This window comes from Flavobacterium magnesitis (genome assembly GCF_041729735.1).
Lineage (GTDB): Bacteria > Bacteroidota > Bacteroidia > Flavobacteriales > Flavobacteriaceae > Flavobacterium > Flavobacterium magnesitis.
The window spans coordinates 12,090-24,388 of record NZ_JBCFQK010000009.1; the positions used below are offsets into that span (position 1 = coordinate 12,090).

7 protein-coding genes and 1 riboswitch are annotated in these 12,299 nt (G+C 34.7%); of the genes, 4 read left to right on the plus strand and 3 right to left on the minus strand.

The window, feature by feature from the left end; translation table 11 throughout:
* Positions 1-22: 22 nt before the first annotated feature.
* From AAGV33_RS07830 to AAGV33_RS07840, 3 genes are all read right to left on the minus strand, one after another.
* Positions 23-3,286, minus strand: coding sequence for a SusC/RagA family TonB-linked outer membrane protein (locus tag AAGV33_RS07830; RefSeq protein ID WP_373391413.1), 3,264 nt, complete (start codon positions 3,284-3,286; stop codon positions 23-25).
* Between the two features lie 153 nt (positions 3,287-3,439).
* Positions 3,440-4,591, minus strand: coding sequence for a FecR family protein (locus AAGV33_RS07835; protein WP_373391414.1), 1,152 nt, complete (start codon positions 4,589-4,591; stop codon positions 3,440-3,442).
* A 102-nt stretch (positions 4,592-4,693) separates the two neighbouring features.
* The gene (locus AAGV33_RS07840) at positions 4,694-5,278 is read right to left on the minus strand and encodes an RNA polymerase sigma factor (RefSeq protein WP_373391415.1); all 585 of its coding nucleotides are present in this window, start codon (positions 5,276-5,278) and stop codon (positions 4,694-4,696) included.
* A gap of 257 nt (positions 5,279-5,535) precedes the next feature.
* A riboswitch (cobalamin riboswitch) is annotated at positions 5,536-5,773 on the plus strand.
* Between the two features lie 297 nt (positions 5,774-6,070).
* On the opposite strand from AAGV33_RS07840, the gene AAGV33_RS07845 reads away from it, so the two are divergent.
* The 4 genes from AAGV33_RS07845 (at position 6,071) to AAGV33_RS07860 (ending at position 12,279) form a co-directional block, all read left to right on the plus strand.
* Positions 6,071-7,207 carry a PKD-like domain-containing protein gene (locus AAGV33_RS07845; protein WP_373391416.1) on the plus strand — a complete coding sequence of 379 codons (1,137 nt, stop codon included), beginning with the start codon at positions 6,071-6,073 and terminating at the stop codon, positions 7,205-7,207.
* A 285-nt stretch (positions 7,208-7,492) separates the two neighbouring features.
* Complete coding sequence (locus tag AAGV33_RS07850; protein WP_373391417.1) at positions 7,493-8,512, plus strand: LacI family DNA-binding transcriptional regulator; 1,020 nt, start codon at positions 7,493-7,495, stop codon at positions 8,510-8,512.
* Between the two features lie 235 nt (positions 8,513-8,747).
* Positions 8,748-9,737, plus strand: a complete 990-nt coding sequence (gene mgrA, locus AAGV33_RS07855) for an L-glyceraldehyde 3-phosphate reductase (RefSeq protein WP_373391418.1) — start codon at positions 8,748-8,750, stop codon at positions 9,735-9,737.
* Positions 9,738-9,942: 205 nt separating this feature from the next.
* Positions 9,943-12,279, plus strand: coding sequence for a glycoside hydrolase family 2 TIM barrel-domain containing protein (locus AAGV33_RS07860; protein ID WP_373391419.1), 2,337 nt, complete (start codon positions 9,943-9,945; stop codon positions 12,277-12,279).
* Positions 12,280-12,299 lie beyond the last annotated feature (20 nt).

Here is a 12,299-nt window from a genome sequence, read left to right on the forward strand (position 1 = left end):
TTATTTTTAATTGAAGTTTAGTTTAGAAGGTCACGCTTAATCCCATACTCACTGTTTTAGCTTTTGGATAAGCCAGATAATCCACCCCGATAGGAGCAATTCCTGAACCTGAAACATCTGAATTAACCTCTGGATCTAAACCAGAATATTTAGTAAACAACAATAAATTTTGTCCTGTAACAAACAATCTTGCATTAGAGATGGCAGGTAAATTTTTAAGATTGATATCATATCCTAAAGTCACATTATCCAATCTCACAAAAGAGCCATCTTCGATCCATCTTGAAGAATATTGTTTAGGCTGTGTTCTTAAAACACCGCTAGTAAGCGCTTCTTTAAGTACATTTCGACCAGGAAGATTACTTAAATATCCTAAATTGTTTGCCGTTAAGTTGAATACATCATTACCTACTGATCCTCTAAAATTAAATCCTAATGAAAACCTTTTGTAGTTTAACGAGTTGGTAATACCAAAAGTAAAATCAGGTTGTGCTGAACCAATCACTTTCATTTCAGTATCGATAATTTCGACACCATCTTCAATGCCTATAAATTCTCTTCCGTAGAAAGTTCCCATAGGCAATCCTGGTTTAATTAACTGCGCATAAATACCCGCTGTCAAACCTTGTCCCTGCAACGGAGCAACCTGTATATTATCTCCTTGGTACAAACTATTAGAAAGACTCAATACTTTGTTTCTGTTTCTACTGTAGTTAATAGAAGTACTCCATGAAAAGTCAGATTTTTTAATAATATCAGCAGTTATTTCTAACTCAATTCCTTTGTTTTGTACGCTTCCTACGTTTGCCAATTGTGTACTAACCGCTGTAGGCGAAGGCACTGGAATACGCAATAAAAGATCAGATGTTTTTTTAACATAATAATCTATACTTCCATGAATTCTACCATCAAATAAAGAGTAATCAATTCCGGTATCAAACTGTGATGTTTGTTCCCATTTTAAATCAGGATTAGCATATTGCAATGGCAATACCGTTGTAATTCTTTGTCCGCCTACAATATATCCGGCAGAAGTAGCTCCAAGTCTTGTAATAGAATTTAAATTTCCTATTTCCTGATTTCCTGTAATACCATAACTGGTTCTTATTTTTAAATCAGAAATGGTTTTTGATTTAAAGAAATCCATATTAGAAATTCTCCATGCTAAAGATCCTGAGGGAAATACTCCCCATTGATTTCCGGAACCAAATCTACTTGAACCATCTCGTCTCACTGTTCCAGTTGCCAGAATAATATCATCAAAATTATAATTCACTCTACCGTACATGGAAATCAGTTTATTACTTCCTTTGAAAGAAGTTACGCCTTGATTTGTACTCGCTGCTTGCAAACTGTACCATCTGAATTCATCTGACAAAAATCCTGATACGGCATTACGAATTCCTTCGTTTACAAAATATTGGTATGAATATCCTGCAATAGCATCTACACTATGTTTACCAAATGAGTTATTATACCTCAAAATAGTTTCCAATAATTTACTAAAATCTTCTAGTTTTTGAACACTAGCATAGCCTCCCATTCCTTCTCCTAGCGGATTGGATTTTTTAACATAGGAATTTCTATTTATCGCCTGATTGGTATATCCTAAATTTACATTTACACTTAAAGGGTTAAAAATCTTATAAGTGGTTGATAAGTTTCCTAGAAAACGATTATTGGTAACCTCATCTAAAACATCATTAGAAAAAGAAACGGGATTGATTCTATAAGGAGGAACGTGATTGTAGTTTCCATTAGCATCATAAATTGGATACGTTGGGTTAAAAACATAGGATTCGTAATTGATACTTGTTCCTGCTTCACTACCTACTGTGTTTGATACTGGAGAGTTATTAGAAAATGTTTGACCATAATTCACTCTAAAATCAAATGTAAGTTTATCATTAAGTGCGGAATGATTCACGTTAATTCTGGCATTAGCTCTTTCTAATTTGGAACCAATTAAAACCCCTTCCTGATCACCATATCCTAAAGAAGCTCTGTATGCGGTTTTGTCTGAGCCACCTGAAAAAGATAAGTTGTAATCCTGAGTTTTTGCGGTTCTGTAAATTTCATCTTGCCAGTTTGTATTTCCACCTAAATCAGAGAAAGTCAAACCTAAATCGGTATTTACTTTTCTATATTCGTCAGCTGATAAAACATCTAATTTATTTGAAACTGTAGAAATTCCTCCAGTAACATCAAGACTCACTTTTAAATTTCCTGCTTTTCCTTTTTTAGTGGTAATCACAATTACACCATTGGCTCCTCTAGAACCATAGATAGCTGTTGAAGATGCGTCCTTCAAAACGGTTACTGATTCAATGTCATTTGGATTAATAGTCATCAAAGGATTGGTTGGTTCCTGATCGAAAAAATCAGTTCCATTTCCTCTAATATTTGCTGAACTCACTCCAGCCGAAGTAGAAATGGGAACACCATCAATAACATATAAAGGATCGTTGGAGCCTGTTAACGAAGTTCCTCCACGAATAATAACCGTGTTAGAACCTCCTGGTTTACCACTATTCTGAGCAATTACAACCCCAGCCATTTTTCCCTGAATGGCTTGTTGAGCGCTCAATTGTGGTCCTTTGTTAAAATTTTCTGATTTTACAGAAGAAACAGAACCCGTTAAATCTTTTTGTCTGCTGGAACCGTAACCTACAACAACAACTTCTTCTAATTTTGCGGTTTCTGGCAGAAGTTGGAAATTGATTACTGACTGGTTATTTGCCTTCATTTCTTTGGTTGCATATCCTATAAATGAAACTACTAAAACACTTTCGTCTGATGGTACTTTTATGGAATATTTACCATCAAGATCCGTCTGTGTTCCTATTTGAGTTCCTTTTACAAGAATACTTACTCCTGGAATAGGCTGATTATTTTCATCAGTTACTTTTCCAGAAACTCTTGTTTCCTGAACGGCTTTTTCTTTTTCTTCAATGGGCTTTTCTTTCGTTTCAACGCTCAAAGCCTCTTTAATAATAATGTTTTTATCTGCTGTTATTTCAAAATTCAAATTGCGAGATTTAAAAATTGGAGCTAATAATTTTGAAATTTCAATTGTGCCTTTTTTCAATTGCACCTTTGGAGCATCTTTAAAAAAGTCGTTCGGGTAAATAAAACTGTAACTGGTTTGCTTTTGTATTATTTTAAAAATTTCTTTAACTGATACCAATTGATTTTCAGCAATCGATATTTTTTCCTGCGAGAAAGTGGTTTCAGTATTGAAACTGAAAACGGTTGTACAGAAGAGAATTAAAAATGTTTTCATCATAATCAGTAGAAGCCGTTTTTGAAATACAAAACGACAATTAATAGAATTAATTTTCATAATTTTGTGGAGTTAGTTGGACAATGGTTTAATTAATATATGGGAGGGAAGTAGTTAGGCAACCGCAAATTATCTAAACTACTGCCCCTCTTTTTTTTATTTTAGTATCAAAATTTTATTTTTAAATTCATATTTATTTATAATTCCTGAGTTTTTAATAGATCTTAAAATTTCATCGATATTTCTATCTTTTATTAGAACGCCATTAAATTGTTCTTTTTTAATGGATTCGTTTTCAAAAATAACCTGAATATCATACCATCTTGACAACACTTTCATAATCTCGTCCAGTGGTTTATCTTCAAAACTAAAAACACCATTTTTCCAGCAAATATCATTGTAGACATCAACCTTGGCTATTTTTACTTTATTGGTTTTAATATTAAAATTGGCACGTTGATTCGGAATTAAATTCTGCTTTACATTAGCAAATTCCATTTCGACTTTTCCTTCTACTAAAGTGGTAGCAATATTCGAATCGTCTTTGTAGGCTTTTATATTAAATTCGGTACCTATTACGTGGATTTTTTGAGATTTCTGAGTTACTGTAAAACCAGCTCCTTTATGAGCTGTACTTGGAGACACCTCAAAATAAGCTTCTCCGTAAACTAGTTCCACTCCTCTGGTTTTTCCTTCTACAAAATGTACCGGGAACTTCAATTGGGTTTCTGAGTTCAGCCAAACTTTTGTTCCATCAGAAAGTGTAATCGCAAACTGTCCGCCTCTTGGAATAGTCAAATAATGATACGCCACTTTTTTGGAACCCGAATTGGATTTGTTGTATAATAATTCTTTTCCTGTACTGTTTACGTTTTTATTATTGTAAGTTTTACCTTTTTCTAAAACAACAGTAGAACCATCTTCCAAAGTTAGCATTGCTTTATCAGTACCAACTTCAATTTTGTTTGGAACAGCTGCAACAACAGGAGTTGTTTTTTGTTGATTAAAAAAAGCTGTAAATGTTATCAACAACACTGCCGATGCTGCAACAACATATTTAAAGAAAGGCTTTTGGTATAACGGAATTACTTTAGTTGCTTCGTTTTTATCGAAATTCAATTCCAAACGGATTTTTTCATGCATTCTTTGCTGAACATCTTCTTTGGATCCTAAGTGAGCAGGCCAATTTTCGATTTCCTGATTATTTAAGAAGAAATTCAGCAGTTTGTCTAATTCCTCTTTCGTAATAGAACCATCGAGAAGTTTACTAACTAATTCTGAAAAATAGTGTTGGTGATTTAAACTCATTTGTTCGTTTTTTGTATGCTTATATAACTAAGTCTCCAAAAAAACGTTTCACACCTGTTCTATTTGTAATTATTTTTACTTTTTTTTACACATATTGCTTTTTTACTTTAAAAAAAACAAGATAAACTCAACACTTACGGCTACTCCAAGCGATTCTTTCAAAATTTTCAATGCTTTAGAAATATGTCCTTCAACGGTGCGTTGCGAAATATTTAATTGCTCTGCAATCTCTTTATTAGACAACATGTTTTCTCTGCTCAGCTTATAAACCTCTTTACATTTATCCGGTAGAGTATCAATAATGGAATCTAAAAGATGAATTAATTCTTCATGCATTAACTTGGTTTCAGGATTAGAAGTTTCAATTTTACTTTCAAAATTGTCGAACAACTCATCTTTCGCCATTTTTTTATTTTTGCTAAAATGATCATACACTTTGTAAACAGTACTGGTATACAAATAACTTTTCAAAGAAACTTTTATCTGCAAATTTGCTCTTCTTTGCCACAACGAAATAAAAACTTCCTGAACTATGTCTTCACAAACCGATCTGTCTTTAACAAGATTGTATGCTGCCAAAAACATCATTTCCCAATATTCCTTATAGATAATAGTCAAAGCATCTTCTTCACCTTCCTGAAGACGTTTAACAAGATCTACATCAGTATATTTATTTGCAAATGCCATTTAAAACACATTTAATTGTTATTGCATCAAATCTAAAAATAAATAATTGATTTTCGAATATCTTAAAAATTTAACATAAAATTTTATTAAACACAGAGAACTATCCCTACAAACACTGAAGATTTTATAGTTTTAAAAATTACACTCAATAGTTAGCTCTTGCTTTAAGGTCAAAATGAAAGCTACAGCATTTGAAAACCAAAATAAAAACCTCTTATTTTTTTATAAAACAATTCTTTAACTCCAAAAAGTTTACCTACTTTTGCGCCCGCAATGGTTTGGCTCTATTTTTCGGTAGAGTCAACTAAGAGGGAATCAGGTGTAAATCCTGAACAAGCCCGTTACTGTAAGTTCCATGCAACATTTTGACAGATTTTAAGAAATAAAATTTTCTAGTAAATCTTATCTTTTGCCACTGTCTCGCTTCAAAACGAGATGGGAAGGCGGTTCAAAATGGGAACAAGTCAGGAGACCTGCCACTGCATATAAACTGAAGCTTTCGTGGATCAGAGCTTTCAACACAAAAGAACCCAATTTAGATTTGGTTTTCATTTTTTCCGATACTACTATTTTTAGTAAAATAGAACTTTATGCGTCTATGTAAATCTATATTACATGGAGGTTTAGCACTGTTTGTATGCATTGTATTTAAAAATACTTCATACAAACAGAACCAACTTCCTGTACTTAAAAAAGAGTTCAACTCTTTAAAACCGCACTATTTGAGTGAGGTGATTCTGCATTTCTTCAAATTAAAAAACATCAATAAACAATAACCTTTAAAATTAAAAAATGAAGAAAATTCTCTTTACCCTATCCGTAATCTTATCCTTAACTGCATGTTCTGATGACGAAATTGCATCACCAGAAATCGGCCTTACAGAACCAGATGGCGGTTATACAATTGACAAAATGCAGTGGCTTCGCATCCAACCTGAAGTAAAAAATGCTAATGATGCTACTTTTTCATGGTCTTTAGAAGGGGAAGAAATTGCCGCTACAGCTAATTTAGTTTACGTTTTTGCCGAAGCTGGAACTTACAACCTTGAATTTAAAGCAAAAAATGCTGGTGGCGAAAATGCTAAAATTTTCTCTGTAACAGTAAATGAAAAAACTTATTTGAACAAAATCACTCAGGTATTTGATTTTCTTCCAGCCCCTGGGCAATCTGTCAATAAGCTTCCCGCTGCAATTGATAAAGACACAGATAAAGCTACTAAAGATACAGACGAAACAATGCGTGTAAAAGCCGAAACTAGCTTAACGAGTAATAGCATGGTTAGTCTTGGAGGTTTTGGTGGTTATGTAGTATTTGGTTTTGATCACACTGTAGTCAACAAAGAAGGAAATGATTTTATTGTAAAAAGTAACGCACTTGCCACCTGGGCAGAACCAGGTACAATTATGGTTTCTTATGATGCCAATGGAAACGGAAAAGCCGATGACGAATGGTATGAGATTGCAGGTTCTGAATACAACAAAGAAACAACCATTAAAAATTATGAAATGACCTATTATAAACCAGAAACCGAACCTACCAATGCAAGTGAGCCTAATTACATTCGCTGGACGGATAACCAAGGGCAAACAGGTTATATCTCTAAAAATTCTTTTAACAGACAAGCTTATTACCCAGTATGGAAAGGAGCAACTATTACTTTTAAAGGTACTTTCCTAAAATCTAATATTGCAGGTAGTGGCAATAGTTGGTCTAATCTTCCTTACGAATGGGGTTATAGCGACAACTGGGCAAATACTAACGAAAAAGCACAAATCAACATTGACTGGGCTGTTGATAAAGATGGTAATGCTGTAAAATTACAAGGAATCGATTTTGTAAAAGTCTATACTTCCAACAGAGCTGAAGGTGGATGGTTAGGAGAAGTTTCTACCGAAGTTTCAGGATTTACCGATTTGAATCTTCCATAAATAAAATTTAAAAATTGCCCCAAAAGCTCCGGAGAAATCTTGAGCTTTTTTTATTTAAGTAATTAAAATTAAACAATATGTTTTTTTTAACCACATAAGTCATATAAGTTTTTTATCTTATCTAGTATCTTACTTAATAAATTAAGACCATATAAGGTATGGCGGTATATTATATGACAAATAAATTATTCTTATTAGTTCCAATCCTTATTTTTCAAAAATTTAACTCCCTTGAATTTCGTTATTTCAAAATAAAATTCTATTTTCGTAAACGATTACGGAAAAATGAAAAATAAAATAACCATTAGCGATATTGCCAAAGAATTAGGAATTGCTCCTGCTACGGTTTCCCGTGCGTTGAGTAATCATCCTGAAATAAGTGCGAGTACAAAGAAAAAAGTAAAAGCCGTTGCCGAACGTTTGGATTATATGCCCAACAAAATAGCTTCTTCGTTACGCTCTGGAAAAACAAAAGTCATTGGAGTTTTAATTCCAACAGCCGAACATTTATTTTTTGGATCCGTAATTCACGGCATTTCAAATTTGGCGAGCCAGCATGGTTATGATGTTTTGATCTATCAATCGAATGAATCAGAAGCATTTGAAAAAAAGGGAATTGACACTTTTATTGGTGCCAGAGTCGATGGCATTCTAGTTTCTATTTCTAAAAACACTACTAATTTTTCTCATTTCAAATCGGTTAAAGAGAAAAACATTCCGATTGCTTTTTTTGATCGAACCAATGACGATTTAGAAATTTCTTCGGTTTGTATTGATGATTATTCAGGAGCCTTTATGGCAACCGAATCTCTTATAAAATCAGGATACAAAAGCATTGCTCACATTTCCGGTCCGCAACACATTAAAGCTTTTTCGGAAAGGATTCGTGGTTATAAAGCCGCATTGGAACAATACAATATTCTTTTTGATGCCAACTTAATTTATAGTGGAGACATTAGTATTGAAGCAGGAAGAAAAGGAGCAACTTATTTTTTAAATTTAGAAAATAAGCCTGACGCCATTTTTGCTGTGGAAGATTTTACGGCGCTTGGCGTTTTAAAAGAATTAAAAGAAAGAGAAATTCAGGTTCCTGATGCGTTTGGAGTTATTGGTTTTTGCAACGACTTATTTGGAGAACACATCACTCCTTCTCTATCGACTGTGGATCAAAAAACAGTGCAAATGGGCGAAGAAGTCTTCCATCTTATCTACGAGTTAATTTCGAAAAAAGGAGAAAAAACAAATCATCAAAAGAGAATATTGACTCCAACATTAATAACAAGAGAGTCTTCAAAAAAGAGCTAAAACATGACTATCCTCCTTCCAAACAAACACTGTGTTTTAAGCCACAAATTCACGAATAATTCTCTTGATATTATTACACGAACACCGACAAAGTCGATTAAAATTAGTATAATTTCATAACACATAATTCAACTATAATTAGTGAATTAGTGGCCTAAAATCACTAACACGGATAGCAAATAATTCTATAAAAAATTCAACAATCACCGTAAACGATTACGTAAAACAATAAAAAATGACATATCAACCAGCAGCAAACCGGTACGATAAAATGGAATATCGTAGATGTGGAAATTCAGGATTGAAATTATCTGCATTTTCATTAGGACTTTGGCACAACTTCGGAGAAAACAGCGATTTTGAAAACAGCAGAAACCTGATAAAAACGGCTTTTGACCACGGGATCACCCATTTTGATTTGGCTAACAATTACGGTCCGCCTCCAGGATCGGCAGAAAGCTGTTTAGGAAAAATTTTAAAGACAGATTTCAAAAACCACAGAGACGAAATGATTATTTCGTCTAAGGCCGGTTACACGATGTGGGACGGTCCTTATGGCGATTGGGGTTCGAAAAAATATTTGGTTTCCAGTTTAGACCAAAGTTTGAAAAGAATGGATTTAGAATATGTAGATATTTTTTACCACCACAGACCCGATCCGGAAACGCCTTTAGAAGAAACTATGGCGGCTTTGAATTTGATTGTTCAACAAGGAAAAGCGTTGTACGTTGGTATTTCAAACTATCGCCCTGCCGAAGCGGAGAAAGCTTTTCAATTATTAAAAGAAATGGGAACGCCATGCCTGATTCACCAACCGAAATATTCGATGTTTGAGCGTTGGGTAGAAGACGGACTTTTGGATTTATTGGAAAAAGAAAAAGTGGGTTGTATTCCGTTTTCTCCATTGGCACAAGGATTATTGACTGATAAATATTTGAACGGAATTCCAGCCGATTCAAGAGTAGCTACCAGCGGACAATTCCTAAAAGCCGATCATATTACTCCTGAAAGAATTGAAAAAATTATAGCGCTTAATAACATTGCAAAAGAAAGAGGTCAAAAATTAGCGCAAATGGCTCTAGCCTGGATTTTACGCGATGACAGAATTACTTCGGTATTAATTGGTTCGAGCAAACCCGAACAAATTATAGATTCTATTAAAGCTTTGGAAAATACTAATTTCAGCACGGAAGAATTAGATAAAATCAATTCCATTTTAAAATAACATGGATGTCCGCTAAGCGGACTAAATAAAAAAATAGGCCACAGATGACACTGATTGAACAGATAAAAACGGATTTCTCATAGCTCTTTGTAAATTACAATCTGCGATAATCCGCTAAAATCAGTTTCATCTGTGTGCCATTCTCAATAACTCGGCATAAGAAATGGATAATTATATAAAATAAATCAACCTAAACCCAACCAAAATGAAAAAACAGAAAAACATAAAAGCTTACAGTCTTTTATTCTTTTTAGCTTTTACAACGACAATTTTCGCTCAAGGGAGACAAACCATCAACTTTGATGCGAACTGGCAATTTACAAAAGGAGAAATCGCTGGTGCTGAAAAACCAGAGTTTAACGACAAAACCTGGAGAAATCTAGACGTTCCCCACGACTGGAGTATCGAAGGTTCTTATGACAGAGACAATCCAACAGCCCGTGGCGGAGGTTATTTGCCTGCTGGAATTGGCTGGTACCGCAAAACTTTTACCGTTGATGCTACCGATGCTAATAAATTATTCGCTATTGAATTTGATGGTGTTATGGCCAATAGTGATGTTTGGATTAATGGAACACATTTAGGTAAACGTCCTTATGGTTACATTAGTTTCACTTATGACTTGACGCCTTATTTGAACTTTGGAAAAGACAAAACCAACACCATTGCCGTTAGAGCCGACAACACCATTCAACCCGCTTCCCGTTATTATACAGGCGCTGGAATTTACCGTCATGTACGTTTGGTTGCTGTTAATAAAACACATTTCAAACATTGGGGAACACAAATTACAACTCCTAACCCAACTGCTAAAAAAGCAGTAGTGAGTATCAAAACTGAAATTGAAAATAAAGGAGCTGCCGGAACTTATAAATTACAAATTGAAGTTGTAGACAATACCGGAAAAGTGGTAAAATCCAGCGAAAGCCAGGAAAATATTGCAGCGAATAAAACCAGTGAATTATCCAAAGAAATCGAAATTCTAAATCCTAAATTATGGGATATTGAAGCACCTAATTTATATACGGTGAATACCAAATTGTATTCCGGAAAAACACTTATCGACAATCAGACGATTACTATTGGAATCAGAAACGCCGAATTTAGAGCTGAAACTGGTTTTTGGTTAAACAATAAAAATTACAAAATAAAAGGAGTTTGTCTGCATCATGATGGTGGAGCCGTTGGAGCAGCAGTTCCGCTTGGCGTTTGGAAAGAGCGTTTGCAAAAATTAAAAGAAGTGGGTGTAAACGGAATTCGTACTTCGCATAATCCTGTAGCACCCGAATTTCTTGATTTGTGTGACCAAATGGGATTTGTGGTTATGGATGAAACTTTTGATACCTGGACGGCAGCCAAACACAATGGTGAAAAAGGATATAATTTATACTTTAAAGAATGGTGGGAACAAGACACCAAAGACATGATTTTAAGAGACCGGAATCATCCATCGATTGTGATTTATAGTATTGGGAACGAAATCCATGATGATTTGAGCTATCCGGAAGGCTATAAAAAATACAAGATGCAGGAAGATGTGGTAAAGAAATACGACAACAGCCGACCGGTAACGATGGCACTTTTTAGACCTAATGTTTCTAAAGTATATAACAATGGTTATGCTGCACAGATGGAAGTTGTAGGTCAGAATTACCGTGAAAACGAACTGATCGCCGCTCATGAAGCGCATCCGGAGTGGAAAGTTATTGGGACCGAAAACACCCATGTATTGAATCAATGGCTGGCTTTAAGAGACAAGCCTTATATGGCAGGACAATTTTTATGGACCGGTTACGATTATCTGGGAGAAGCCGATTGGCCAGAAACCACTAACAATCAAGGTTTATTTGACAGAGCCGGAAACTGGAAGCAACAATCTTTGCAAAGAGACAGCTGGTGGTCTCCAGAACCTGTGGTGCATATTGTTAGAAAATCGGATAATGCGGGTGCTGGTTTTTGGGTTTCCGATTGGACACCGAACGATTTTGACACCTATGATAATGCCAAAGTAAATGTGTACAGTAACTGCGAAGAAGTAGAACTTTTCCTGAACGATAAATCATTAGGTTCATTGAAAAAACCTGCTGACGATTCGCCAAGAGAATGGAATGTTACTTTTGAAGAAGGAACGATAAAAGCTGTTGGGAAAAACAACGGAAAAGTGGTCACTCAGGAAGAACACACTTCTGCCGGAAAGCCTGCTAAAATTATTTTAACGCAAAGCAAAGGCACAGTTGCTAATAACTGGGATGATGTCACTTTTATTACCGCAACTATTGTTGACGAAAAAGGAATCAGATGTCCCAATTCGGATCATTTAATCCAGTTCTCTATTACGGATTCGGGTAAAATTATTGCTGTTGACAATGGAAACATTATCAACCACGATGGTTACCAAGGTCAGAAAACAAGAGCCTACCAAGGAAAAGCCATTGCGATTATTAAAGCCGCTAAAGACAGCGGAATCATTTCGATAAAAGCGGATGTTGAAGGTTTGACACAAGGAGCTACAACGCTTAGTATTGTTTCTGACAAGAAGTAATAATATTTTATTTTTTTACT